The following is a 25,337-nucleotide window of genomic DNA, read 5'->3' as shown; positions in this document are numbered from 1 at the left end:
GTCCTTTTCTCCAAGGTTGCGGCCTTATTCTCGCAGGACAGGCGCAGGTTTGCCAATTAGCATCGTCACACTTCCTTTAATCCCGTGGAAACGGGCTCCGGGAAGATTCCTGAGAAGAAAACTGGCCAATGCGCCCCCGACCATGAGCACAACCGTCCATTCCGCCGCCGCCGCGGCGCCTCGCGAGGAGGGCACGCGCTTCCGCGTGCTGTACGCGATCAGTTTCGCGCACTTCCTCAACGACATGATCCAGTCGCTGATCCTGGCCATCTATCCGATGCTCAAGGGCGGCTTCAACCTGAGCTTCGCGCAGATTGGCCTGCTGACGCTGACGTACCAGATCACCGCATCGCTACTGCAGCCGATCGTCGGCCTGTACACGGACAAGCACCCGAAGCCCCATTCGCTGGCCATCGGCATGGGCTTCACGCTGGGCGGCCTGCTGCTGCTGTCGGTGGCGCCCAGCTACGGTGTGCTGCTGGTAGCGGCGGCGCTGGTCGGTACCGGATCGTCGATCTTCCATCCTGAGTCGTCGCGCGTGGCGCGGCTGGCATCGGGCGGCCAGCATGGCCTGGCGCAATCGATCTTCCAGGTGGGCGGCAATGGCGGCAGCGCCATGGGTCCGCTGCTGGCTGCGTGGATCGTGCATACGCAGGGCAGCGTGGCGTGGTTCTCGCTGGCGGCCGTGCTGGCCATTGCGGTGCTGTGGCAGATCGGCGGCTGGTACGGCCGCCATCTGGCCGAGCGCGCCGCGAAGAAGAAGGCCGCCGCCGGCGCGGTGGCCAAGCTGCCGACATCGACCGTCGTGCGCGCCATGACGGTGCTGCTGCTGCTGATCTTCTCGAAGTATTTCTATATGGCCAGCCTGAACACGTACTACACGTTCTATCTGATGGAGAAGTTCGGGCTGACGCGCCAGACGTCGCAGGTCTACCTGTTCCTGTTCCTGTTCGCGGTAGCGGCGGGCACGATCCTGGGCGGCCCGATCGGCGACCGCATCGGCCGCAAGCGCGTGATTTGGGCGTCGATCCTGGGCGTGGCGCCGTTCACGCTGATGCTGCCGCACGCGAACCTGTTCTGGACCGCCGTGCTGACGGTGATCATCGGCTTCATCCTGGCGTCGGCGTTCTCGGCCATCCTGGTGTTTGCCCAGGAACTGATTCCGGGCAAGGTCGGCATGGTGTCGGGCCTGTTCTTCGGCTTCGCATTCGGCATGGGCGGCATCGGCGCCGCTGTGCTGGGCAAGCTGGCCGACGCCCATGGCATCGAATCGGTCTACCAGTTCTGCGCCTACCTTCCGCTGCTGGGGCTGCTGGCGGTGTTCCTGCCAGACCTGCGGGGACGCGCGAAGGCGGCTTGATTTGAATCACCCGCCGGTTTTCTCCCCTCTCCCACTGCATGGGAGAGGGGAGCAAAACCAAGGGGAGTTATTTACTTCCCAGCCTTGTCCTGCGACACATCCATGATCATGCGCGTCAGCAGGTACAGGCGTGGCGTGACCGAGTTCAGGTCCACATACTCGGCATCGTTCGAATGGGCGCCGAACCCGCGCAGGCCGAAACGCTCGATGACCGGGGCCCTGGTGGCTGCCGCGGCGAATGCGGCATCGGTGCCGCCGCCTTCGGCCGTGTCGTAGACGGCCAGCTTTTCACCGATTTCCGCATAGATGCCCTGGGCATGGGCGGCCAGGGCGCGCGCGGCCGGCGTGACTTCCAGCGGCGGCCGGCGGCGCTCGAACTTGACCTCGACCTTGGTGTCGGGAATCAGCGTCTTCCTGGTCCGCTCCTGCAACGTCTTCTCCAGGCCGTCATAGTCGGCGGTGCGCAGCACGCGCACATCGGCCTGAGCCGTGGCCACGGCGGGAATCACGTTGCGATTGGTGCCGGCCTGCGACAGTGTCCAGTTGACCTTGAGCCCGGTATCGGGATTCGACAGGTCGCGCATCTGCAGGATCTGGTGCGACATCTCGTACAGCGCATTGCGGCCCAGTTCCGGCGAGCTGCCCGCGTGCGACGACTTGCCGTCCACCTTGAGCGCGATAGCGCCGATGCCGCTGGTGGCCAGCGACAGGCGGTCGCCGGTCACGCGCGTCGCCTCGCACGAGAACACGGCGTCCTGCTCCGAACCGAGCTTGGTCAGCATCGCGCGGGCGCCCGGCGAGCTGATTTCCTCGTCGCCGTTGATCAGCACGGTCAGCGTGCCGTAGTCCTTGAAGTTCATCTTCTGCAGGATCGCCACGGTGTGCAGGATCACGGCCACGCCGTTCTTGTCATCGGCGATGCCCAGCCCGTAGGCCTTGTCGCCTTCCACGCGGAACGGCTGCTGTGCCAGCATGCCGCGCAGGTACACGGTGTCCATGTGGGCGATCAGCATGATCTTGCGCTTGCCCGTGCCCTGGAATGTGGCATGCACCATCTTGCCCACGGTCTCGGGCGTGTCCTCCATGCGGTAGACCTCGGTCGGCGCCACCAGCCTGGCGTCGCCCCCCATGGCGGCCAGCCGGTCGCGGATCAGGTTGGCAATGCGGTCCAGGCCTTCGATGTCCTTGCTGCCGGATTCGATCGACACCAAGTCCTTCATGGTGCTGATGAGCGCGGGCTTTTCCTGCTGGGCAAGCCGGTAGACAGGTTCGACCGGCGCGGCTGCGGCGGTGCCGGCAAACAGCGCGGCGGCCAGGGCGACCGATGACAGGGTGACAGGACGATGACGAAACACGGGGCGGGGGACGGACACGGAACGACTCCTCTTTCTTCCTGGTGGTGTGGAGCCCACATGTTGCGCGCGCAACGCGCACGGGTCCAGTACCCTGGCATCGGTTTTGCGGCATCATCTGGGTCATGAAGTCCGCCGTGCCCCAGCCCTCCGCATTACCCGCCATGTCTGCCCGTCCCGCCTGCGCCCACTGCCTTGCCCTTGCCGACGATCCGCGCCGCCGCGAGCCGCATCCGTGCCTGGCGCTGCGCAACACCGCGCCGCTGGTCAGCCAGAGTGCGGCTGGCGTGCCCTTCAGCATGATGTCGTTCACCTGCCGCGAGTGCGGTACGGGCTGGCGGCTCTACGACCGCGCCAACGAACTGTTCGTGTCGTGGGTGCCCGAGCACCCCCTGGTGCGATAGCCGCCCGCACGGCCGGGGGTGGCATAGCCGATCAGCTAAGATAGCGGCTGGCCGGACGCCGCCAACGCGCGCCACCCGGTACCCAGACGATGTCTTTCGCGCGCCGCGTTCGCGCCCATTCCCACGTATTTCCCGCTTCCAAGCCCGACCATGGCCGTTTTCCGTCTCCTGCCGCTGCGCGCCGCCTGCCTCGCCGTCACGCTGATGGCCGCCGCCGCTGCCCCCGCCCTTGCCGCCGACAACTACCCGAGCCGGCCGATCCGCATGATCGTGGCCTATCCCACCGGCGGCATCAGCGACGCCGTGGCGCGCGCGCTGGGCGAAAAGCTGTCGGTCCAGATGGGCACGTCGGTGGTGGTGGAAAACAAGGCCGGCGCCGGCGGCAGCATCGGCATCGACGCCGTGGCCAAGGCCGCGCCCGATGGTTACACGCTCGGTTTCGCCTCGACCAGCCCGCTGACGCTCAATCCGCACGTGGGACACGTCAACTATGACCCCCAGCGCGATGTGGCGCCGGTCATGAGCGTGATGTACTCGCCCGTGCTGGTGATTGCCACGCCCAGCTTCACCGGCAAGGCGTTCCCGGACCTGATCGCCCAGTCGAAGGCCAGGCCGGGCTCGGTGCGCTGGGCCACGTCGGGCCTGGGCACGGTGGGCCACGTGATGCTGGAACAGGTGCGCGCGAAGTCCCGGGCCGACATCACGCTGATCCCGTACAAGGGCGCGGGCCAGCAGATGAACGATGCGCTGGGCGGCCAGTTCGAAGTGATGAGCACCAACGCCAGCCCGATGCTGACGCAGCATATGCAGGCTGGCCGCCTGCGGGCCATCGCCGTGGGCGCGCCCAGGCGGCTCGACAGCCTGCCCAACGTGCCGACCTTCGACGAACTCGGCTATCCGAAGGCCAACCTGACCTCGACATTCGGCATCTTCGCGCCGGGCAAGACGCCGGCGGCCATCATCGACAAGCTCAACGCCGAACTGAACAAGGCGCTGGCCGAGCCCGAGGTGCGAGACCGCCTGCTGCGCGGCGGCGAAGTGCCTACCGGCGGCTCGGCGGCGCAGTTTGCCAAGGCCATTCACGCCGAATCGCAGGAAAACGCCCGCATCGTCAAGGAAGCGGGCATCAAGGCGGACTGACCGAAAACGAGGGACCGGGGGCAGGGGCTTTCGCCAGATCGCCCCCAGGGCGCCTTCATCGTATTTTCTTCAAGCCACGTCGAGCCGGCTGCCCAGCCGGTAGACCGTGCGCAGCATCACGCCGTTGAACGGCCATAGCGCCAGCTTGTTCCGGATGCGCGACAGATGGCTGTCGATGGTGCGCGACTGTTCTTCCATGTCGGCACCGCGCCAGACCTTGTCGATCATCGTCCGGCGCGTCACCAGCGTGCCGAGATTGCGGAACAGCAGCAGCGCCAGCGCATATTCCTTGGGCGACAGCGTCACCGGCATGCCTTTCACCCAGACCTGGCGCTCGGCCACCGCGAAGCGGAATTCCCCGCAGACCAGCTGGTCGGGACCGTCGTCCAGCACCCCGGCCGGCGCGGTGGCCGGCCGCACGGGCTGCGTGGCGGCGCGCCGGCCCAGCGCCTCGATGCGCGCGAGCAGTTCGCCGTCGCGCACCGGCTGCGGCACATAGGCATCGGCGCCGGCCATCAGGCAGCGCGCCACATCCGATTCGGCGTCGCTGGCACCGAACATCATCACGGGCAGGGCGTGTCCGAGCGTGCGCCGGACCCAGTCGAGCAATTCCTCGGCATCGGCGTCGGCCACGTCGCGGTCCAGCAGCAGCATGTCGAAGGGCTCGGCATGGATGGCGTCCACCAGGGGCGGCCCGCAGCGAAAGCGTGCCAGATGGTGCCCGCCCCGTTGCAGGGCGCGCTCCAGCACCATGATGCGAGCCGGATTATCTTCAAGCGCGGCGATCTTCACGTTGGGTTCCTTGCAGGTCCTTGCCAGTCATTCAATGCGGCCCATGGTAGGTCGCGGCCCGCCGAGGACGAAGTAAACATTTGTGGCGGACACAAAAATGAGCATCGTCTTATAGGGTTTGTGCGCAACTCCGCATCTAATGGTCGTCGGACTTATTCACCGGGGCCCCGAAGCGGGGCGCGCGACGACGCATGACGAAGACAGGACTGAGGGTGGCTTCCCTGGAGAACGACAGCGCCCAGGCGGCGATGATCCGCGCCATCGTGAACGGCGCCGGCCATGAATGCGTGACCTTTACCGACGGCCGCCGCATGTTGCTGACCCTGCGCAAGGTCACATTCGACCTGCTGCTGCTGGACTGGGACGTGCCGCAGGTATCCGGGCTGGAGGTGCTGCACTGGGTGCGCACGCACCTGGACCCGCGCCTGCCGGTGATGTTCGTGGCCGGGCGCCAGGCCGAGGCCGATATCGCGGTGGCGCTGTCCGCCGGCGCCGACGACTACATGGTCAAGCCGATCCGGCCAGTGGAACTGTCCGCCCGCATCCAGGCGCTGCTGCGACGGGTCTATCCCGATACGCGCCAGCGCGACGACGACCGCCTGAGCTGGGGCCGCTACGCCTTCGACATCGTGACGCACCGGGCCACGCGTGACGGCGCGTTGGTGCCGCTCACGCCCAAGGAATTCGAACTGGCGCTGCTGATGTTCCGCCATGCCAATCGCGTGGTGCCGCGCGACCACATGGTGACGGCGGTGTGGGGACGCGAGTTCTCGCCGATGTCGCGCACCATCGACACGCATATCTCGCGCGTGCGCAACAAGCTCGGGCTGTGGGACGAAAACGGGGTGCGCGTGGTGCCGGTCTACACCTACGGCTACCGGCTGGAACTGCTCGACGACGGGGCCGCCCGCGACACGGCCGCTCAGGCGGCAGGGGCCGGGGCCGGACGAAAAAAAAGGCACCCGAAGGTGCCTTTCCCAGAACAGCCGATCGAGTGACCGATCAGAAAATGTGGCGGATGCCAGCGCCGAAGCTGGTCTGGTTGCCACGACCCGGCAGTTCCATTTCGGTTGCGCCCGACACCTTGTTCCAGTCGGCGGCACCATAGACTTGGGTACGCTTCGACAGCGAGTACTCGGCGATGAAGGCAGCCGTGTAACGACGGCCCTTGCCGGCGCTGCCAGCAACGCCGTTCTTGCCTTCCACGTAGTCGCCGTAGAACGCGCCGGTCAGTGCCAGGGCCGGGGTGACGTTGTAGGTCACGCCAGCGAAGCCCAGCGTGTCCTTGCGCGGGTTGGCGTTGGCGGCAGCAGAGCCAGCCGTGGTCGGGACGGTCCAGCGGGTAGTCGTGGCGATGAGCGCAGTGTTCAGGACGGCGTCCATCTGGCCGGTGTGGTCCTTGTTGCCAATGTAGCCCAGGAACAGCTTTGCCGGTCCGACGGTGTACTTACCCGTAGCACCCCACATTTGCTGCTTGTTGCCGTTGACGTCGCGGATTTCCTGATACACACCGCCAACGCCGAAGGGCCCCCAGTTGTAAGCCAGGCGAGCGCCGAAGTACGGTGTGTTCGAAGAGCTGCTGGCCTTCGTGAAGCTACCCGGGGATTCGCCGAAGCCGTAGCTCAGGCCGACGTCCAGGCCGCTGAACGAGCCGCTGTAGCTGATGACGTTGTTACGGCGCAGCTGCGTGAAGCTGTAGTACATCCACGAGTTGCCGTTGTAGTTACCAATGGTCAGCGGGTCGAAGTCGCCGAACAGGTTAAAGCCTTCGGTGTACTGGCGGCCCAGCTTGACCGAGCCGAAGTCGCCGGCCAGGCCGACGTAGGCTTGACGGTTGAAGATCTGGCCCGACGAGCTCATCGTGCCGTTGTCGCCGTTAAAGCCGTTTTCCAGCTGGAAGATTGCCTTCAGGTTGTTGCCCAGGGCTTCCGAGCCCTTGATGCCCCAACGGCTTTGCGTGATCGCGCCATTGTCCAGGGCCAGTTGGCCGTGGTTCTGGGCATCGGCATTGGTGGTGTAGTGAACGCTGTTGTCAATGATGCCGTACAGCGTGACCGACGATTGCGCGAAGGCGCTGCCTGCGCACAGCGAACCAACGGCGAGGGCCAGTAGCGATTTCTTCATGGTGCTCCTTTTCTGTCTTGTGGTCGGATCGCCCCGGATCACGGCGCGTCCGTCTTTGTGGATAACGTTTGCACTAAACGCCGCGAAAATTTAACAAAAGGCGGGTGTTTCGGACATAAATCCGAGGCGCAGGCGCGTTCCGGGAAGACATTTGGTGCAAATCCGTTGGTTTGCCGCTACACAATGCCGGAAGGCCCGCGAATTGGTGCATGGCACCATGCGCCACGGCGGTGCAGGTCAGGCGGGGAGCGGGAAAGGAGGCGGGCGGCAGCGTGCCGTACAACCGCCGCGCCGGGCGGTTGTTGCGCTGCAATATCCCCAACGAATGTGGGGAAGGGTTATCCCTCGGTGGGGATGGCCATGGCCGCGGCGCCGACGTTGCCGGCGCTGCGGCAGGTCAGGCCTGCGGAATCTCGATCTTGACCTCGAGCACTTCCAGGTTGTCCTGGCGCTCAAGGCTGACGCGCAGATCCTGGTCGCTGATCTTCACGTACTTCGAGATGACGGCCACCAGCTCGCGCTGCAGGGCCGGCAGGTAGTCGGCCGGCGCCGAATGGCCGGTCCGTTCGTGGGCGAGAATGATCTGCAGCCGCTCTTTGGCGACCGACGCGGACTTCTTCTTCTCCCCGAGCAGGAAGGACAGGATCGACATATGGATGAGCCCTCCTTTTACTTGTTGCCGAAGATGCGCGAGAGCAGCCCCGGCTTCTGGTAGTCAGTGAAACGCAGCGGCTTGTCCTTGCCCAGGAAGCGGTCCACCACGTCGCCATAGGCGTCGGCCACATCGGTGCCTTCCAGATGGATGGCCGGCGTGCCCTGGTTCGAAGCATGCAGCACGGCTTCCGATTCCGGTACCACGCCGATCAACTTGATGCGCAGGATTTCCTGGATATCGGTCAGCGACAGCATCTCGCCGCCATGCACGCGCTTGGGGTTGTAGCGCGTGATCAGCAGGTGTTCCTTGATGGTCTCGCCTTCGCTGGCGCGCTTGGTCTTCGAGGCCAGGATGCCGAGAATGCGGTCCGAGTCACGTACCGACGAGACTTCGGGGTTGGTCACGATCAGCGCCTCGTCGGCAAAGTACATGGCCATCAGCGCGCCGGTCTCGATGCCGGCCGGCGAATCGCAGACGATGAATTCGAAGTCCATGGCCTTCAGGTCGTTGATGACCTTTTCCACGCCCTCGCGCGTCAGCGCCTCCTTGTCGCGCGTCTGCGACGCCGGCAGGATGAACAGGTTCTCGCACTTCTTGTCCTTGATCAGCGCCTGGTGCAGGTTGGCTTCGCCCTGCACCACGTTGATCAGGTCATACACCACGCGGCGCTCGCACCCCATGATCAGGTCGAGGTTGCGCAGGCCGACGTCGAAATCGATCACGGCAGTCTTGTGGCCACGCAGGGCCAGGCCGGCGGCGAAGCTCGCGCTGGTGGTGGTCTTGCCGACGCCTCCCTTGCCGGAGGTCACTACGATGATTTTTGCCATGGCTCTTGGTCCGGTATGAAAGTGGTTCGTCGTGATGGGCGCGGCGGCGTTATTTCATCCGCAGCGGTTCAAGAATCAGCTTCTCGTCGGCCAGGCGCACCTGGGCCGACTTGCCGAGCACGTCGGCCGGGAGCGTCTGCTCGGCGGTCCGGTAGATGCCGGCGATGGAAATCAGTTCGGGCTCCAGGCACGTGCAGAAAATGCGCGCGTCCGGGTTGCCCTTGACGCCCGCCAGCGCACGGCCGCGCAGCGGGGCGTAGATATGGATGTTGCCTTCGGCGATGACCTCGGCGCCGTAGCTGACCAGGTCCAGGATCACCACGTCACCCTGCGCGTACACCTGCTGGCCCGAGCGCAGCGGCTTGTCGATCAGCAGCGTGGGGATGGCGCGCGGCGTGGCGGCCGCGGCGTTGGCGGCGGCCATGATTTCGGCGATTTCCGATGCGCTGCCGTTGGCCGCGCCCGCTTCGGCGCCCTGCACACCGTTGCCGGCCGGGTTGGCGCTGGCGGACGCGTCATCGGCGGCACCCTGTCCGGAAGCCGATTCGGCACCCTTTTCGGCACCCTTTTCGGCGTCCGGCCTGTCCCGGGCCGCGTCGTCGCGGCCGCCGCGCCGGCTCTGGCTGTCCAGCAGCGGCAGCCCGAAGCCGCCCGCCCAGCCGCGCTGGTCGGGGCGCGCCACCACGCCGATGGCGCGCGCCTTCAAGGTGGAAAGGGTGTCGATCACGCGGTCCAGCGCCAGCGCGCTGTCGCCGTCCAGGCGGCGCAGGTCCAGCGCCACCACGTCGTCGGAGAAGAAATCGGGAGTCGATTCGAAGCGGGAGAGAAGGTCATCCCGCAGCGCGTCGATGTCCGCGGTCTGCAGGGCGAGAAGGAGGGCGTCGACATTGCCACTGCGCAGCTCGAAGCGTGGCGATTTCTTCTGGGACATAGCCGGGTGACCGTGGAAATGGGACATTCTAACGTCGGATTTCTCGGGAACTGTAACAAATCTTGGTCGGCCCGCAGGGGGTGAACCATGCGGACCATATGCCCCCCGCAAGGGCGCGCGCGTGTGGCGGGCGGGGCGGTACGGGTACCGGGATGGCCCGAGTTCGGGTACACCCTGATGTCAGCGCAACGCCTATCGCACGGTTCTGCCGCCCTTGTTACGATTGCGCATCTTGATCGCGGAGGAGCCATGGGCGCCATCGTCAACTGTGCGGCGTATCGCAATGGCAAGAAGCTTGGCAAGGTGGACTTCGCCGATATCGGCCAGGTGCTGGCGGAACCGGGCACGTTCGTCTGGCTGGGCCTGCACGAGCCCGACCTGACGCTGCTGCGCCGGGTGCAGCAGGCTTTCGGGCTGCATGACCTGGCCGTGGAAGACGCGCTGGACGCCCATCAGCGGCCCAAGCTCGAAACCTACGGCGATTCGGTGTTCGTGGTGCTCAACACCGCGCAGCTGGCCGGCGAGGAGGTGGTGGTGGGCGAGACCCACCTGTTTGTCGGCCCCAACTACGTGGTGTCGGTGCGCCACGGGGCCAGTTCCACCTACGCGCCCGTGCGCCAACGCTGCGAGGAAGACCCGCAGGGGCTGGCCAATGGCCCGGGCTATGTGCTGTACGCGCTGATGGACTTCGTGGTGGACCACTACCTGCCCATCGTCACGCGGCTGGAGGACACCTTCGAGCAGCTGGAGCAGGGCATCTTCCGCGATGAATTCGACCGCGAGGCCATCGAGCGGCTGTACCACGTCAAGCACCAGGTGCTGCGGCTGCGCAATGCCGTGTACCCGGTGGAGGATATCTGCGGCCAGCTGATCCGGCTGCATGAAGACCTGGTGCCCAAGGAACTGCGCGCGTATTTCCGCGATATCGAGGACCACTGCAGCCGCATCGTCCGCTCGCTGGACGTGGTGCGCGAGATGCTGACCACGGCCGTTCAGGTCAACCTGGCGCTGGTGACGGTGACGCAGAACGAGGTGGTCAAGCGGCTGGCCGGCTGGGGCGCCATCCTGGCCGTGCCAACGGTGGTGTTCTCGCTGTACGGCATGAATTTCAGCGACATGCCCGAGCTGAAGTGGCACTACGCGTATCCGGTGGTGCTCGGCTTCACCGTCACGGCCTGCGGACTGCTCTGGCGCAAGCTGCACCGGGCCGGCTGGATCTGACGCGGCTGTTTTCTCCCCTGTCTCGCACCGGGCGGGGGACCAACATCGCGCCTGGGCGGCACGGCGCCGCCCGTTTTTATATTTCGCGTTTTTATATTTCGTTTACACCCCCTCTCCCCCTCTCTACCCCGTTTTTACCCCCCGATCCCTAACCTCCTATCCGTGAATCACTCTGCAGGCGACCCGCCTGCACACACATCATGGACGGGATCTATTTCCTCGTATTGCTGGCCTTCGGCGCGTTGACGGGCGCGCTGCTGGCCCTGTGCGCCGCGCTGGGCGCCAACCTGCCCGCTGGCCGTGGTGGCGCCGACGACACCGGCGCGAAGCCCGCCCAGCCAAAGCATTCGGCAACCGACCGGAGGCTCTGATGGACTGGACCGACCTGCTCAGCGGCGGCCTGGCCGTCGCCATCTTCGTTTACCTGCTCGTTGCACTGTTCCGGCCGGAGAAATTCTGATGCCCACGTCAACCTTCTCCCAGTTCCTGGGGCTGCTCGCCCTGTTCCTTGCCGTGCTGTTCGTGGTGGGCCCGTTCCTGGGCCGCTACATGCGCCGCGCCGTCGAAGAGGGCAACTATGGGCTGACGGCATGGGGCCGTCCCCTCGAACGCGTGCTGTACCGCCTGGCCGGCGTGCGCGCCGATGCCGAAATGGGCTGGAAGCAGTACGCCGTCGCCGTGATCGTGTTCAACGTGATCGGCGTGATGGCCGTGTACGCGATCCAGCGCCTGCAAGGCATGCTGCCGCTGAACCCGCAGGGGTTTGGCGCGGTGTCGCCCGATTCGTCGTTCAACACCGCCATCAGCTTCGTGGCCAACACCAACTGGCAGGGCTATGCCGGCGAGTCCACCATGAGCTACCTGACGCAGATGCTGGCGCTGACGGTGCAGAACTTCGTTTCGGCGGCCACCGGCATCGCGGTGGTGTTTGCGCTGATTCGCGGCTTTGCGCGCCACAGCGCCCAGACCATCGGCAACTTCTGGGTCGATCTCGTGCGCAGCACGCTGTATGTGCTGCTGCCGCTGTCGATCGTCATGGCCGTGGCACTGGTGGGGCAGGGCGTGATCCAGAACTTCGACAGCTACAAGGATGTGTCGCTGGTGTCGGCAGTGGACTACACGCAACCGGTGGTCGATGCGGCCGGGCAACCGGTGCTGGACCGCGATGGCAAGCCCGTGACGGAGGACAAAAAGACCGCCACGCAGACGCTGGCGATGGGTCCGGTGGCGTCGCAGGAAGCGATCAAGATGCTGGGCACCAATGGTGGCGGCTTCTTCAACGCCAACTCGGCCCATCCGTTCGAGAACCCGACGCCCCTGGCAAACCTGATCGAGATGCTGGCGATCTTTCTGATCCCGGCCGCGCTGTGCTTCACGTTTGGCGAGATGGTCAGGGACCGCCGCCAGGGTGTGGCCGTGATCGCGTCGATGACGGTGATCTTCGTGGTGATGGCGGTGGCCGCGATGGCGTCCGAGCAGCAGGTGAACGCCGCGCTGTCGGCGCTGCCGGTTGACCATGTGGCATCGGCGCTGCAGGCCGGCGGCAACATGGAGGGCAAGGAAGTGCGCTTCGGCATTTCGGCCAGCGCGCTGTTCGCGACGATCACCACGGCCGCGTCGTGCGGCGCCGTGAACGCCATGCACGACTCGTTCACGGCCATCGGCGGCCTGGTGCCAATGCTGCTGATGCAACTGGGCGAGGTGGTCTTCGGCGGCGTGGGCTCGGGCCTGTACGGCATGCTGGTCTACGCGGTGCTGGCGGTCTTTATCGCGGGCCTGATGATCGGCCGCACGCCCGAATATCTGGGCAAGAAGATCGAGGCCTACGAGATGAAGATGACCGCCGTGGCCATCCTGGTGACGCCGCTGCTGGTGCTGGTCGGCACGGCCATCGCGGTGATGGCGGAGCCGGGCCGCGCAGGGGTATTCAACCCCGGCACGCACGGCTTCTCGGAGATCCTGTACGCGCTGTCGTCGGCGGCCAACAACAACGGCAGTGCCTTTGCCGGGCTGTCCGCCAACACGCCGTTCTACAACGTGCTGCTGGCCGCGGCGATGTGGTTGGGCCGCTTCTGGATCATCGTCCCGGTGCTGGCCATGGCCGGATCGCTGGCCGCCAAGCGCCGCACGCCGGCAACGTCCGGCACGATGCCCACGCACGGCCCGCTGTTCGTGGTGCTGCTGGTGGGTTCGGTCCTGCTGGTTGGCGCACTGACCTACGTGCCCGCGCTGGCGCTGGGCCCGGTCGCAGAGCAACTGCAGCCCGCCGCCATTGCGGCGGCCGCCAAGTAATTCGCGGAGATTCTCATGCAACAACAATCCCCGGCGACGCGTAACACCCCGGCCGCGCCGTCACGTCCCGCCGGTACGGCAGCCAATGCGACCGCCACGGCGGCCGGCGGCGGCATGCCGCATCACCCGCGCCCCGCGCGCGGCATGTTCTCGCCCGAACTGGTCAAGCCGGCCATGATCGATGCGCTGCGCAAGCTCACGCCGCGCGCGCAGTTGCGCAACCCTGTGATGTTCGTGGTCTACGCGGGCAGCATCCTGACGACGATCCTGTTCCTGCGTGCGTGGCTCGGCCACGCGCAGGGCAGTGAATCCGCGGGCTTCATCCTGGCCGTTGCCGTCTGGCTGTGGTTCACGGTGCTGTTCGCCAACTTTGCCGAAGCCCTGGCCGAAGGCCGCAGCAAGCAGCAGGCCGCCGCGCTGCGCGGGCTCAAGACCACCACCATGGCCCGCGTGGTTCGCCCGGGCCGTGGCGACGCGCGCGCCGCCGGCGCCACCGAGCCGGTGATCGCCACCGACCTGCGTCGTGGCGACATCGTGCTGGTCGAAGCCGGCGAGATGATCCCCGGCGACGGCGAGGTCATCGAAGGCGTGGCCTCCGTCGATGAAAGCGCCATCACGGGAGAGTCGGCGCCCGTGATCCGCGAATCGGGCGGCGACTTCTCGTCGGTGACCGGCGGCACACGCGTGCTGTCCGACTGGATCGTGGTCCGCATCACGACCAATCCGGGCGAAAGCTTCATCGACCGCATGATCAGCATGGTCGAAGGCGCCAAGCGCCAGAAGACGCCGAACGAGCTGGCGCTGACGATCCTGCTGGTGGGCCTGACGCTGGTGCTGCTGCTGGCCACGGCCACGCTGCAGCCGTACTCGCTCTATGCGGTGCTGGTGGCCAAGGCCGGCGTGCCGGTATCGGTGACGGTGCTGGTGGCGCTGCTCGTGTGCCTGATCCCGACCACGATCGGCGGGCTGCTGTCGGCCATCGGCGTGGCGGGCATGAGCCGCATGATGGAAGCGAACGTGATTGCCACGTCGGGCCGCGCGGTGGAGGCCGCCGGCGATGTCGATGTGCTGCTGCTCGACAAGACCGGCACGATCACCCACGGCAATCGCCAGGCCGCGCGCTTCCTCTGTGCCCCGGGCGTGAACGAGCGCCAGCTGGCCGAGGCCGCCTGGCTGTCGTCGCTGGCCGATGAAACGCCCGAGGGCCGCAGCATCGTCGCGCTGGCACGCCAGCAGCCCGGCGTGGCCGCGCCGGAGATGGGCGCGCGCGGACTGGCCGCCCCGGTCTTCGTGCCGTTCACTGCGCAGACGCGCATGAGCGGCGTCGATGTGGCGCAAGGCAACGTCGTGCGCAGCGTGCGCAAGGGTGCGGCCGATGCGGTGCGCCGCTATGTGACCGAGCGCGCCGGCAAGTTCCCCGACGCCGTCATGCAGGCCGTGGACGATGTGGCGCGCGCCGGCAGCACACCGCTGGTGGTGGCCGAGGCCATCTCCGAAGGCACCGAGGACAGTGTGCGCGTGCTGGGCGTGGTGGAGCTCAAGGACATCGTCAAGACCGGCATCCGCGAGCGGTTTGGCGAACTGCGCAAGATGGGCATCCGCACCGTGATGATCACCGGCGACAACCGCCTGACGGCGGCATCCATCGCGGCCGAGGCCGGCGTCGACGACTTCCTGGCCGAGGCCACGCCGGAGGCCAAGCTCGCGCTGATCCGCGAATACCAGGGCCAGGGCCGCCTGGTGGCGATGACCGGCGACGGCACCAACGACGCCCCCGCGCTGGCGCAGGCTGACGTGGCGGTGGCCATGAACAGCGGCACGCAGGCCGCGCGCGAGGCCGGCAACATGGTCGACCTGGACAGCAACCCGACCAAGCTGATCGAGATCGTCGAGATCGGCAAGCAGATGCTGATGACGCGCGGGTCGCTGACCACCTTCAGCGTGGCCAACGACGTGGCCAAGTACTTCGCGATCATCCCGGCCGCGTTTGCCACCACGTATCCGCAGCTGAACCTGCTGAACGTGATGCACCTGTCCACGCCGGCGTCGGCCATCATGTCGGCCGTGATCTTCAACGCGCTGATCATCGTGGCGCTGATTCCGCTGGCGCTGCGTGGCGTTGTGTACCGCCCGCTGGGCGCCGCCATCCTGCTGCGCCGCAACCTGCTGATCTACGGGCTGGGCGGCATCCTGGTGCCGTTTGCCGGCATCAAGCTGATCGACATGTTCCTGACGATGTTCGGCTGGATCTGAGTACGGAGAACTGCAATGCCTTCACAAGCCCAAATCAACCTGCCGTCCGAGCCGGCGCGCCAGACCGGCATGCTTCGCCCGGCACTGACCGTGTTCGTCGGCCTGTCCATCGTCACCGGGCTGCTCTATCCCGGCGTGGTCACCGGCATCGCGCGCGCGGTGTTTCCGCACCAGGCCGCCGGGTCGCTGATCGTGCAGAACGGCAGGACGGTCGGCTCCGAACTGATCGGCCAGCCGTTCTCGGACCCGAAATACTTCTGGAGCCGCCTGTCGGCCACGGCGCCGATGCCGTACAACGGCGCGGCGTCGGTGGGCTCGAACCTGGGCCCGACCAACCCGGCGCTGACCGATGCGGCGAAAGCGCGTATCGATGCGCTGCACGCCGCTGACCCGGACAACAAGGCAGCGATCCCGGTGGATCTGGTGACGGCCTCCGGCAGCGGCCTCGATCCACATATCAGCCCGGCCGCGGCGCAATACCAGGCGGCGCGCGTGGCGCGCCTGCGCGGCCTGCCGGAAGCGAAGGTCGAGGCGCTGATCGCGGCTAACACCGAGGGCCCGGGCCTGGCGGTGCTCGGGGAGCCGGCGGTGAACGTGCTCAAGTTGAATCTTGCGCTGGATGGGCTGAAATAGATTTCGTGGTGGTCGATGCGCTTGCCCTCTCCCCCGCCCCTCTCCCGCAGGCGGGAGAGGGGAGAACACCAGGGGTATATCGGATGCTGGTGAACTGCAAATGCTGCTGGTTTGCTCCCCTCTCCCGCGCGCGGGAAAGGGGCCGGGGGAGAGGGCCGGCGCATGCACACACCGCGAATGCCTGCGTGGCACAATCCACCCACGATGACTGACGCTGCCCGCCCGGACCCCGACGCCCTGCTGCAAACCATGCAGGCGGAGAGCGTGCGCGCCGCGCGCGGCAAGCTGCGGGTCTACTTTGGTGCATCGGCCGGCGTGGGCAAGACCTTCGCCATGCTGACCGCCGCACGCGCCTTGCGCGAACAGGGCGTGGACGTGGCGATTGGCGTGGTCGAAACCCACGGCCGCGCCGAAACCGAATCGCTGGTGAACGGCCTGGAGCGCCTGCCGCTGCGCGATGTGCCCTATCGGGATCGTGTGCTGCAGGAATTCGATCTCGATGGCGCGCTGGCCCGGCGCCCGGCGCTGGTGCTCGTGGACGAACTGGCGCACTCGAACGCGGCGGGCAGCCGCCACCCCAAACGCTGGCAGGACATCCAGGAGCTGCAGGCCGCCGGCATCGACGTCTGGACCACTGTCAACGTCCAGCACCTGGACAGCCTGAACCAGGCCGTGGGCGGCATCACCGGCGTGCGCGTCTGGGAAACCGTGCCCGACGCCGTGTTCGATAGCGCCGATGAGGTGGTGCTGGTGGACCTGCCCGCCGACGAACTGCTGCGCCGGCTGCGCGAAGGCAAGGTGTACCTGCCCGACCAGGCGCGCCACGCGGCGCGGCATTTCTTCCGCAAGGGCAATCTGATCGCGCTGCGCGAACTGGCGCTGCGCCGTACCGCCGACCGCGTCGATGACGACGTGCGCGCCTACCGCCATGCCGAGGCGATCCAGCCGGTCTGGCGCACGCGCGAGGCCGTGCTGGCATGCATTGGCACCGGCGACGATGCCGAACAGGTGGTGCGCAGCGCGCGGCGCCTGGCCAGCCAGCTCGATTGCGACTGGCACGTGGTCACCATCGCCACGCCACGGCTGATGCCGCTGGCCGACCCGGTCCGCGTGCGCGTGCGCGCGGCCATGCAGCTGGCCGAGGAACTGGGCGCCCGCACCGAGACGCTGGCCGGGCACGACATGGTCAAGTCGGTGGCCGGCTACGTGCGCCGCCACAACCTGACCAAGGTGCTGGTGGGGCGTGCCCGCAACGACTGGCACGCCGAGGGCAGCCTGATCGATCGGGCACGCATGTGGCTGGCGCGCGCGTTGTCGCCGGTCCTCGGGGCCGGCAACCGGCTGATCGGCCGGCAGACATTTGCCGATGCGCTGGCGGCCGGCTGCCCCGAGATCGACGTGATCCGCGTGGCCGCCGACACCACGCGTGCCGACCTGCGTCCGCGCGCGCCGCAGATCGCGGAGCCCCACCCCGATGCCGATGCGCAGGCGGCCGCCGAACTGGCGCGCACGCGCCGGCGCGACTACGCGTTCGCCGTGGTGTGGTGCGCCGGTGCCACGGTGCTGTCGATGCTGGCGCGCCCGTGGTTCGACCTCGTCAACATTGCGATGCTGTTCCTGGCGGGCGTGGTCGGCGTGGCGTTGCGTCATGGCCGGGGACCGGCGGCGCTGGCATCGGTGCTGGCGGTGGCGGCGTTCGACTTCTTCTTCGTGCCGCCCCGGATGTCGTTCGCCGTCAGCGACGTGCAGTACCTGCTGACGTTCTTCGTGCTGCTGACGGTGGGACTGGTTATTGGTCAGTTGACCGCCGGCCTGCGCGAGCAGGCGCAGGTGGCCGTGCGGCGCGAAACCGACGCGCGCACGCTGTACGAACTGGCCCGCGAGCTGTCGGCCGCGCTGACCACCGATCAGGTGGTCGAGATCGGCAGCCGCTTCATGCGCGCCGCGTTCGAGGCCCATGTGACGTTCTTTCTGGTGTCCGAACAGGGGCGGCTGCTGCCGATGGCAGGCGGCCCGCCGGGCGGGTCTGGTGACAAGACCGACAAGGGCGAGGCCATCGACACGGTGCTGGCGCAGTGGGTATTCGACCATGGCCAGCCGGCCGGCACTGGCACCCATACGCTGCCGGGCAGCACCGTGCTCTACCTGCCGCTCAAGGCGCCGATGCAGACGCGCGGCGTCCTGGCCGTGGAGCCGCGCGCCTGGCACGCGCTGGCCGAGCCCGGGTTGCGGCGCCAGGCCGATGTCTTCGCCACGCTGATCGCCATCGGCATCGAGCGGCTGCACTACGTGGAAGTGGCGCAGCGCGCGCTGGTGTCGATCGAATCGGAGCGGCTGCGCAGCTCGCTGCTGGCCGCCGTGTCGCACGACCTGCGCACGCCGCTGACCGGGCTGATCGGCATGGCCGAGACGCTGCAGCGCGCCACACCGCCGCTGGCCGGCGACGTGGCCGAGACCGTGGACGCCATGCGCGGCCAGGCGCTGCGCATGCGCACCATGGTGGTCAACCTGCTCGACATGGCCCGGCTGCAGCAGCACGACGTGGCACTGCAGCGCGGCTGGCAATCGCTGGAGGAACTGGTGGGCGCCGCGCTGGCGTCGATGCGCGAGGCACTGAAGGCACATCGCGTGCAGGTGGCCGACCTGTCCGCGCTGCCGCTGGTGGAATGCGACGGCGTGCTGATGGAACGCGTGCTGTGCAACCTGCTGGAGAACGCGGCCAAGTACACCGAGCCCGGCACGGTCGTGCGCATCCGCGGCGCGCTGCTGGACGACGAAGTGCGCCTGATCGTCGAGGACGAAGGCCACGGCGTGGCGCCGGGCCAGGAGCGCCATATCTTCGAGAAATTCACGCGGGGCCAGCGCGAATCGGCCACCGCCGGCGTGGGCCTGGGGCTGGCCGTGTGCGACGCCATCATGCAGGCCCACGGCGGCCGCATCTGGGTGGAGTCGGCCGGCCCCGGCGCCCGGTTCACCCTGGCGCTGCCGCGCGGCAATCCTCCCGCCGTCGAGCCCGAGCCGCTCGACGCCATCCTTCCGGACCCGCACTGAGATGCCATTCGATTATTCGCCGACCGTCCTGCTGGTCGAGGACGAACCCCATATCCGCCGCTTCGTGCGCGAATCGCTGCAGGCAGAGGGCTGCACCGTGCACGAGGCCGACACGCTCAAGCGCGGGCTGATCGATGCCGGCACGCGCCAGCCGGACATCGTGATCCTGGACCTGGGCCTGCCCGATGGCGACGGCATGACGCTGATCCGCGAAATGCGCGCCTGGACACAGGTGCCGGTGCTGGTGCTGTCCGCGCGCACCGACGAAGCCGACAAGATCGCGGCGCTGGATGCCGGCGCGGACGACTACCTGACCAAGCCGTTCGGCGTGGGCGAACTGGTGGCGCGCGTGCGCGTGCTGCTGCGCCGCCACGCCAGGACGAACCCGCAGGGCACGCCGCAGATCACGTTCGGCGATGTGCGCGTGGACATGGCCAACCGGCTGGTCACGCGCGGCGACGCGCAGGTGCATCTGACCCCCATCGAATACCGGCTGCTGGCGGTGCTGATCGCCCATCGCGGCAAGGTCATGACCCATCGCGAACTGCTGCGCGAGGTCTGGGGCCCGGCTCACTCGGAAAGCAGCCACTACCTGCGCGTCTACATGGGACACCTGCGCCACAAGCTGGAGCTGGACCCCGCACAGCCCGTGCACCTGCTCACCGAGGTGGGGGTCGGATACCGGTTTGCCGGGTAGCCGCCCCGTGCCGCGCTGAACCACGCCATCACAGCGAGCCCGGTCGCGCCATGGAACCGTCCTGGCCTACCAGATTCCATGGTCTCGCGCGTCGCAGTTTGAAAGGATTGGATCGCCATCCGTGGCAGCCATGGCACGCATGCCGGCTGTCGGGGAAGGCATTCCGAAACTGACATCTGGAGCGACGCAATGACACAAAATGTATCTCAGCCGGCTGCCGCACTGGCCGCAGGCGTTCAGTACTTCCGCGCCAACAGCACCGGGCCCGACGCCAACGCCAGCGGCGGCAACGCGATTGCCATCGGCCAATCGGCCGCCGCCACGGGGGGCGACTCGATCGCCATCGGGGACACCGCCCTGGCGGATGGCGATCACAACACGCTGGCCATTGGCACGGGCGCCCATAGCGGCAAGAGCTACAGCGCGGCGGTGGGCCGGGAGGCCACGGCCACCGCAGTGTGGTCGTCGGCGCTGGGCGCCCGCAGTGCTGCCACCGCCGACAACAGCACGGCACTGGGCAGTTCCACCGTCGCATCGGCGGTCAACACCACCGCCGTGGGCATCAAGGCCGCCGCCGTCGCCGAAAGCGCGACCGCCTTCGGGCAACTGGCCAATGCCACGGCGCCTTACAGCGTGGCCATTGGCGTGGCCAGCGTTGCCGGCGCAAGCGACGCCATCGCCATCGGCACGAAGGCCGGCGCGTCGGCGGCCAACTCGATTGCGCTGGGCCTGGCCGTGGTATCGGCCGTGCGCGGCATCGCGATTGGCGATCAGTGCTATGTCAGCGGTTCGCAGGCCGTGGCGATCGGATCGAATTCCAGCGCCAGCGCCCTGTTTGCCGATGCGATCGGCGCCAACTCGCAAGCCACGCAGCCCGGTGCCGTCGCCGTGGGAACCAGCTCGACGGCCACGGCGATCTTCAGCCTTGCGTTGGGGAGCCAGGCGAAGGCCAACGTGGATTACGGCGTGGCGCTGGGCAACGAATCGGTTTGCGACCGTCCGCTGTCCGTGTCGGTCGGCCGCGCAGGCGTCCGGACGCGGCAGATCGTCAACGTGGCAGCCGGCACGGAAGGCACCGATGCGGTGAATCTTGACCAGCTCCGCCAGGAACTGGTCGCTATCAACCGTCAAATCGCGGCGCTGGCCACGCGGGTATCGACACTGGAAGCGCGCTGATCTGGGGCTGCGTGCTGGCACAACTGGCGGTCATGGGGGTGCCAGCACGCCTCTGTGTTGGGTTATTCATGGAAAGAATATTTTATCGGAATAAACACGAAACTAAATCTCTCATATGGATGGGCGGTGCGCGAAATCGCCAGCTACACTGAATTCACCGTCCCGCTATCCAGCCTGCCAGCCCTGCCGGCCTTCGGAGTTCCACCATGCCCGCGTCCGTTACCTCGAAGATCCGTCTGGCCATGCTGGTGCTCGCCGCAGTCGCCGGCTTCCACGCCAATGCAGCCACCGAACCGCCCGCGCCGGCCCAGGCCCAGACCCGCGAAGCGGTTGCCGCCTATGAAGCCGGTCATTTCGATGCGGCGATCAAGGGTTTCGCCGAGGCGGCCCAGAAGGGCAACCGGCTGGCCCAGTTCAACTACGCGATGATGCTGCTGCGTGGCGAAGGCACGACAGCCAGGCCGCAAGAAGCACTGGTCTGGCTGCGCCGCGCAGCCGACAACCAGATGACACATGCGCAGTACACAGTCGGGGATCTGTATGAGCGCGGCGAACTGGTGCCGAAGTCGCTGGAGGAGGCCAACCGCTGGTATGAGCGCGCGGCGCAGGGCGGCCATATCCAGGCACAGATGGCGCTGGCCACCAACTACTTCACGGGGCGCGGGGTGCCGCTCGACTACGGCCGCGCGTTCACCTGGTACGCGAAGGCGGCCACCGCCGGCGACGGCGGGGCGCAGTACATCGTCGGCAGCTACTACGAGCGCGGCTACCCCGGCATCGTGGACAAGGATATCGAGCAGGCCAAGATCTGGTACGCCCGGGCGGCCGCGCACGGCGATCCCGGCGCGCTGGCCAAGCTGCGGTCGTTGCTGGAAGAGGGCCTGCGCGCGAAGAACCAGATGTAGGCCGGTGTGGTTGCCGGCCGCCGTCCGTGGGCAGGCACGGGCAGGCGGTACAAGTCTTGCTAAGCCTGACGCTACACACAACCCCGGGGGTCGCCAGTGGTCACGCACGTCGCGCTGAGTCATGTCACACACTACCGCTATGACCGTCCGGTGCAGTTGTCGCCGCAAGTCGTACGCCTGCGCCCGGCACCGCATTGCCGCACGCCCATCCTGTCCTACTCGCTGCGCATCGAACCGGTGCAGCATTTCGTCAACTGGCAGCAGGACCCGTTTTCCAACTACCTGGCCCGGCTGGTGATTCCGGAGCCGACCACGGAATTCCGCGTGACGGTGGACCTGATCGCCGAGATGGCGGTCTACAACCCGTTCGATTTCTTCCTGGAGCCGTCGGCCGAGAAGATTCCGTTTGCCTACGATGCCGGGCTGGCGCACGACTTGGCGCCCTACCTGGCGAAAGACCCGCTGACGCCGCGCCTTGCCGCCTTTGTCGACAGCATCGACCGCGCGCCGCGTGCCACGCTGGATTTCCTGGTGGACCTGAACCAGCGGCTGCAGCGCGAGATCCGCTACCTGATCCGCATGGAGCCGGGCGTGCAGTCGCCCGAGACCACGCTTGAAAACGGGTCGGGGTCGTGCCGCGACACCGGTTGGCTGCTTGTGCAGACGTTGCGGCATCTGGGGCTGGCCGCGCGCTTCGTGTCCGGCTACCTGCTGCAGTTGACCCCCGACGTGAAGGCCGTGGATGGGCCGGTCGGTGCCGAGGCCGATTTCACCGACCTGCACGCCTGGTGCGAGGTCTACCTGCCCGGCGCCGGCTGGATCGGGCTCGATCCCACATCGGGACTGCTGGCCGGCGAGGGCCATATCCCGCTGGCCTGCACGCCGGAGCCCAGCAGCGCGGCACCGGTCAGCGGCGCGGTGGATGAATGCGAGGTGACGTTCGGGCACCATATGTCGATCTCGCGGATCTACGAGTCGCCGCGCGTGACCAAGCCCTATACCGATGCGCAGTGGACGGCCATCGACGCGGCCGGCCTGGCCGTGGATCGCCAGTTGCAGGCGCTCGACGTACGGCTGACGATGGGCGGCGAGCCCACCTTCGTCGCCGCGCGCGACCGTGACGGCGCCGAGTGGAACACCGATGCGCTGGGCCCCACCAAGCGCGGGCTGGCCACCGAACTGGTGCACAAGCTGCGTGCGCGCTACGGCGAGGGCGGCTTCCTGCATTTCGGGCAGGGCAAGTGGTATCCCGGCGAACAGTTGCCGCGCTGGGCGCTGTCGATCTGCTGGCGCGCCGATGGGCAGCCGTGCTGGCAGGACCCGTCGCTGTTTGCCGACGAGCGCGAGCCCGACGCCTACACATCCGCCGATGCGCGGCGGTTTCTCGAAACGCTGACGCGTCGGCTGGGCCTGGATGCCGACACCGTCACGCCCGGCTACGAGGATGTCTGGTACTACCTGTGGCGCGAGCGCCGGCTGCCCGTCAACGTCGATCCGTTCGAGGCCAGGCTCGACGACGAACTGGAGCGCACGCGGCTGCGGCGGGTGTTCGACGCGGGGCTGTCCAGCGTCACCGGCTACGTGCTGCCGCTGGCGCGCGACGATCATGGCGGCTGGCTGACCGGCCGCTGGTTCGTGCGCGACGAACGCATGTACCTGCTGCCCGGCGATTCGCCAATGGGCTACCGGCTGCCGCTCGATTCGCTGCCGTGGGTGTCGAAGGCCGACTACCCGTGGCAATTCGAGCAGGACCCGTTCGCACCGCGCGCGCCGCTGCCGGCCGCGGCGCCGCTGCGCGCGCAGTCGCCGGCCGCCGCGTACAGCCCGGCGGCGATGGCCGCGCGCCGGGCCGAAGCGCGAGGCCAGCCCCGCCCGGGTGGCAAATCCGCCACGCAGGCCACGGCGCCAGCGCGGGGGGAATCGTCGAGCGACACCATCCGCACGGCAATCTGCGTGGAGGTGCGCCACCCGAGCCGTGCCGCCGGCCCCGCCGTCGAAGCGCGGTCGATCGATGACAAGCGCGGCATCCTCTATGTCTTCATGCCGCCGCTGACCGTGCTGGAGGATTACCTGGCGCTGGTGGCCGAGGTGGAAGCCACCGCCGCCGAACTGGGCGTCAGGATCGTGATGGAAGGCTATCCGCCGCCGCGCGACCCGCGCCTGAAGCTGCTGCAGGTGACGCCCGATCCGGGCGTGATCGAGGTCAACATCCATCCCGCCGCCAACTGGGCGGAACTGGTGGACCACACCGACTACCTGTACCAGGCCGCGCACGAGACCCATCTGTCCACCGAGAAATTCATGCTCGACGGGCGCCACACCGGCACCGGCGGCGGCAACCACTTCGTGCTGGGCGGCGCCACGGCGGCCGACAGCCCGTTCCTGCGCCGGCCCGACGTGCTGGCCAGCCTGATCGCGTACTGGCACAACCATCCGTCGCTGTCGTACCTGTTTTCGGGGCTGTTCATCGGCCCGACCAGCCAGGCGCCGCGCGTGGACGAGGCGCGCAACGACCAGGTCTACGAACTCGATATCGCGTTCGACGAACTGCGCCGCCAGCTTGACCTGAGCCAGGTGGTTGGCAATGGCGAGGTGCCGCCGTGGCTGATTGACCGCATCCTGCGCAACCTGCTGGTGGACGTGACGGGCAACACGCACCGGTCGGAGTTCTGCATCGACAAGCTCTATTCGCCCGACGGGCCGACCGGCCGGCTGGGCCTGCTGGAACTGCGCGCGTTCGAGATGCCGCCGCACGCGCGCATGAGCCTGGTGCAGCAACTGCTGCTGCGGGCGATGGTGGCACGTTTCTGGCGCACGCCGTACACCGCGCGGCTCACGCGCTGGGGCACGGCGCTGCACGACCGCTTCATGCTCGGCACCTTCGTGGAGATGGATTTCGACGATGTGCTGGCCGAAATGCGCGCCGCCGGCTTTGTCTTCGAGTCCAGCTGGTTCGCGCCGCACTTCGAATTCCGCTTCCCGCGCGTGGGCGAGATCGACGTGGCCGGGCTGTCGCTGACGCTGCGCACGGCGCTGGAGCCGTGGCATGTGATGGGCGAGGAGGGGGCGGCCGGCGGCACCGTGCGCTATGTCGATTCGTCGGTCGAGCGCATCGAGGTGACCGTGCTCGGCATGAACGACAACCGGCATGTGGTGACGGTCAATGGCCAGACCGTTCCGCTGCAGCCCACCGGGCGGGCCGGCGAGTACGTGGCCGGGGTGCGCTATCGCGCCTGGGCGCCGCCGTCGTCGCTGCATCCGACCATCCCGTCGCACGCGCCGCTGACCTTCGACGTGGTGGATACGTGGATGGACCGCAGCCTGGGCGGCTGCCAGTATCATGTTTCGCACCCGGGCGGCCGTAATTACCAGACATTCCCGGTCAATGCGTACGAGGCGGAAAGCCGGCGCCTGGCGCGGTTTTTCGCGATCGGGCATACGCCCGGGCGCTCAGTGGCGCCGCCGCCACGCCGCAGCCTGGAATTCCCGTTCACGCTGGACCTGCGCGATATGGCCTAGCGCAC

Annotated in this window: 21 protein-coding genes; 15 read left to right on the top strand and 6 right to left on the bottom strand. The window is 67.5% G+C overall.

Annotation, left to right across the window (positions count from 1 at the left end; translation table 11 throughout):
* The first annotated feature begins 142 nt into the window (after positions 1–142).
* On the top strand, positions 143–1,360 hold the full coding sequence (locus AC3G88_RS16310) for an MFS transporter (protein WP_488893545.1): 1,218 nt from the start codon (positions 143–145) through the stop codon (positions 1,358–1,360).
* 71 nt (positions 1,361–1,431) lie between these two features.
* On the opposite strand, the gene AC3G88_RS16305 is transcribed toward AC3G88_RS16310, so the two are convergent.
* Positions 1,432–2,733 (bottom strand): M20/M25/M40 family metallo-hydrolase, encoded by a 1,302-nt coding sequence (locus AC3G88_RS16305; protein ID WP_488893544.1) that lies wholly within the window; start codon positions 2,731–2,733, stop codon positions 1,432–1,434.
* Positions 2,734–2,837: 104 nt separating this feature from the next.
* Here AC3G88_RS16305 and AC3G88_RS16300 point away from each other — a divergent pair, with 104 nt between their 5' ends.
* A complete protein-coding gene (locus AC3G88_RS16300) occupies positions 2,838–3,116 on the top strand; it encodes a hypothetical protein (protein ID WP_153946201.1) in 279 nt (92 codons plus the stop codon).
* Positions 3,117–3,266: 150 nt separating this feature from the next.
* Positions 3,267–4,256, top strand: a complete 990-nt coding sequence (locus AC3G88_RS16295; protein WP_153946200.1) for a Bug family tripartite tricarboxylate transporter substrate binding protein — start codon at positions 3,267–3,269, stop codon at positions 4,254–4,256.
* 69 nt (positions 4,257–4,325) lie between these two features.
* On the opposite strand, the gene AC3G88_RS16290 is transcribed toward AC3G88_RS16295, so the two are convergent.
* Positions 4,326–5,048: a response regulator transcription factor gene (locus AC3G88_RS16290; RefSeq protein WP_488771585.1), complete on the bottom strand. Its 723-nt coding sequence runs from the start codon at positions 5,046–5,048 to the stop codon at positions 4,326–4,328.
* Positions 5,049–5,239: 191 nt separating this feature from the next.
* On the opposite strand from AC3G88_RS16290, the gene AC3G88_RS16285 reads away from it, so the two are divergent.
* A complete protein-coding gene (locus tag AC3G88_RS16285) occupies positions 5,240–6,046 on the top strand; it encodes a response regulator transcription factor (protein WP_488893543.1) in 807 nt (268 codons plus the stop codon).
* Positions 6,047–6,050: 4 nt separating this feature from the next.
* On the opposite strand, the gene AC3G88_RS16280 is transcribed toward AC3G88_RS16285, so the two are convergent.
* The 4 genes from AC3G88_RS16280 to minC form a co-directional block, all read right to left on the bottom strand.
* On the bottom strand, positions 6,051–7,172 hold the full coding sequence (locus AC3G88_RS16280; protein WP_488893542.1) for a porin: 1,122 nt from the start codon (positions 7,170–7,172) through the stop codon (positions 6,051–6,053).
* Positions 7,173–7,569: 397 nt separating this feature from the next.
* Positions 7,570–7,824 (bottom strand): cell division topological specificity factor MinE, encoded by a 255-nt coding sequence (gene minE, locus AC3G88_RS16275; protein ID WP_061959726.1) that lies wholly within the window; start codon positions 7,822–7,824, stop codon positions 7,570–7,572.
* A 17-nt stretch (positions 7,825–7,841) separates the two neighbouring features.
* Positions 7,842–8,654, bottom strand: a complete 813-nt coding sequence (gene minD, locus AC3G88_RS16270; RefSeq protein WP_101679758.1) for a septum site-determining protein MinD — start codon at positions 8,652–8,654, stop codon at positions 7,842–7,844.
* 49 nt (positions 8,655–8,703) lie between these two features.
* Positions 8,704–9,585, bottom strand: coding sequence for a septum site-determining protein MinC (gene minC, locus AC3G88_RS16265; protein ID WP_488893541.1), 882 nt, complete (start codon positions 9,583–9,585; stop codon positions 8,704–8,706).
* Between the two features lie 249 nt (positions 9,586–9,834).
* On the opposite strand from minC, the gene AC3G88_RS16260 reads away from it, so the two are divergent.
* From AC3G88_RS16260 to AC3G88_RS16210, 11 genes are all read left to right on the top strand, one after another.
* Complete coding sequence (locus tag AC3G88_RS16260; protein WP_488771581.1) at positions 9,835–10,806, top strand: magnesium and cobalt transport protein CorA; 972 nt, start codon at positions 9,835–9,837, stop codon at positions 10,804–10,806.
* Between the two features lie 200 nt (positions 10,807–11,006).
* A complete protein-coding gene (locus AC3G88_RS16255) occupies positions 11,007–11,177 on the top strand; it encodes a hypothetical protein (protein WP_400393744.1) in 171 nt (56 codons plus the stop codon).
* Entirely contained in the window at positions 11,177–11,266 is a 90-nt protein-coding gene (kdpF, locus tag AC3G88_RS16250; protein ID WP_400393746.1) for a K(+)-transporting ATPase subunit F, read from the top strand. Before AC3G88_RS16255 ends, kdpF begins: the two co-directional genes overlap by 1 nt.
* Positions 11,266–13,098 carry a potassium-transporting ATPase subunit KdpA gene (gene kdpA / locus AC3G88_RS16245; RefSeq protein ID WP_488893540.1) on the top strand — a complete coding sequence of 611 codons (1,833 nt, stop codon included), beginning with the start codon at positions 11,266–11,268 and terminating at the stop codon, positions 13,096–13,098. Before kdpF ends, kdpA begins: the two co-directional genes overlap by 1 nt.
* 15 nt (positions 13,099–13,113) lie before the next feature.
* Positions 13,114–15,351, top strand: a complete 2,238-nt coding sequence (kdpB, locus tag AC3G88_RS16240) for a potassium-transporting ATPase subunit KdpB (RefSeq protein ID WP_488893539.1) — start codon at positions 13,114–13,116, stop codon at positions 15,349–15,351.
* A gap of 15 nt (positions 15,352–15,366) precedes the next feature.
* Positions 15,367–15,984, top strand: a complete 618-nt coding sequence (gene kdpC / locus AC3G88_RS16235) for a potassium-transporting ATPase subunit KdpC (protein ID WP_488893538.1) — start codon at positions 15,367–15,369, stop codon at positions 15,982–15,984.
* Between the two features lie 204 nt (positions 15,985–16,188).
* A complete protein-coding gene (locus tag AC3G88_RS16230) occupies positions 16,189–19,035 on the top strand; it encodes a DUF4118 domain-containing protein (protein WP_488893537.1) in 2,847 nt (948 codons plus the stop codon).
* Position 19,036: 1 nt separating this feature from the next.
* On the top strand, positions 19,037–19,732 hold the full coding sequence (gene kdpE / locus AC3G88_RS16225; RefSeq protein ID WP_488893536.1) for a two-component system response regulator KdpE: 696 nt from the start codon (positions 19,037–19,039) through the stop codon (positions 19,730–19,732).
* Positions 19,733–19,921: 189 nt separating this feature from the next.
* Entirely contained in the window at positions 19,922–20,908 is a 987-nt protein-coding gene (locus tag AC3G88_RS16220; RefSeq protein WP_488893535.1) for a hypothetical protein, read from the top strand.
* Between the two features lie 242 nt (positions 20,909–21,150).
* The gene (locus AC3G88_RS16215) at positions 21,151–21,813 is read left to right on the top strand and encodes a tetratricopeptide repeat protein (RefSeq protein WP_488771856.1); all 663 of its coding nucleotides are present in this window, start codon (positions 21,151–21,153) and stop codon (positions 21,811–21,813) included.
* A gap of 96 nt (positions 21,814–21,909) precedes the next feature.
* A complete protein-coding gene (locus tag AC3G88_RS16210; protein ID WP_488893534.1) occupies positions 21,910–25,332 on the top strand; it encodes a transglutaminase family protein in 3,423 nt (1,140 codons plus the stop codon).
* The last annotated feature ends 5 nt before the right edge of the window (positions 25,333–25,337 follow it).

The sequence above is a fragment of the Cupriavidus sp. 86D6 genome (assembly GCF_057815095.1).
This window is presented reverse-complemented; position numbering and strand designations above follow the sequence as displayed.

What these genes read in the sequence shown, in the direction of transcription:
- minE (WP_061959726.1), bottom strand. Translation starts at nt 7,824, where the DNA reads ATGTCGATCCTGTCCTTCCTGCTCGGGGAGAAGAAGAAGTCCGCGTCG.
- kdpF (WP_400393746.1), top strand. Translation starts at nt 11,177, where the DNA reads ATGGACTGGACCGACCTGCTCAGCGGCGGCCTGGCCGTCGCCATCTTC.
- AC3G88_RS16280 (WP_488893542.1), bottom strand. Translation starts at nt 7,172, where the DNA reads ATGAAGAAATCGCTACTGGCCCTCGCCGTTGGTTCGCTGTGCGCAGGC.
- minC (WP_488893541.1), bottom strand. Translation starts at nt 9,585, where the DNA reads ATGTCCCAGAAGAAATCGCCACGCTTCGAGCTGCGCAGTGGCAATGTC.
- AC3G88_RS16255 (WP_400393744.1), top strand. Translation starts at nt 11,007, where the DNA reads ATGGACGGGATCTATTTCCTCGTATTGCTGGCCTTCGGCGCGTTGACG.
- kdpC (WP_488893538.1), top strand. Translation starts at nt 15,367, where the DNA reads ATGCCTTCACAAGCCCAAATCAACCTGCCGTCCGAGCCGGCGCGCCAG.
- AC3G88_RS16295 (WP_153946200.1), top strand. Translation starts at nt 3,267, where the DNA reads ATGGCCGTTTTCCGTCTCCTGCCGCTGCGCGCCGCCTGCCTCGCCGTC.
- minD (WP_101679758.1), bottom strand. Translation starts at nt 8,654, where the DNA reads ATGGCAAAAATCATCGTAGTGACCTCCGGCAAGGGAGGCGTCGGCAAG.
- kdpB (WP_488893539.1), top strand. Translation starts at nt 13,114, where the DNA reads ATGCAACAACAATCCCCGGCGACGCGTAACACCCCGGCCGCGCCGTCA.
- AC3G88_RS16260 (WP_488771581.1), top strand. Translation starts at nt 9,835, where the DNA reads ATGGGCGCCATCGTCAACTGTGCGGCGTATCGCAATGGCAAGAAGCTT.
- kdpE (WP_488893536.1), top strand. Translation starts at nt 19,037, where the DNA reads ATGCCATTCGATTATTCGCCGACCGTCCTGCTGGTCGAGGACGAACCC.
- AC3G88_RS16285 (WP_488893543.1), top strand. Translation starts at nt 5,240, where the DNA reads ATGACGAAGACAGGACTGAGGGTGGCTTCCCTGGAGAACGACAGCGCC.
- AC3G88_RS16215 (WP_488771856.1), top strand. Translation starts at nt 21,151, where the DNA reads ATGCTGGTGCTCGCCGCAGTCGCCGGCTTCCACGCCAATGCAGCCACC.
- AC3G88_RS16300 (WP_153946201.1), top strand. Translation starts at nt 2,838, where the DNA reads ATGAAGTCCGCCGTGCCCCAGCCCTCCGCATTACCCGCCATGTCTGCC.
- AC3G88_RS16310 (WP_488893545.1), top strand. Translation starts at nt 143, where the DNA reads ATGAGCACAACCGTCCATTCCGCCGCCGCCGCGGCGCCTCGCGAGGAG.
- AC3G88_RS16220 (WP_488893535.1), top strand. Translation starts at nt 19,922, where the DNA reads ATGACACAAAATGTATCTCAGCCGGCTGCCGCACTGGCCGCAGGCGTT.
- AC3G88_RS16230 (WP_488893537.1), top strand. Translation starts at nt 16,189, where the DNA reads ATGACTGACGCTGCCCGCCCGGACCCCGACGCCCTGCTGCAAACCATG.
- kdpA (WP_488893540.1), top strand. Translation starts at nt 11,266, where the DNA reads ATGCCCACGTCAACCTTCTCCCAGTTCCTGGGGCTGCTCGCCCTGTTC.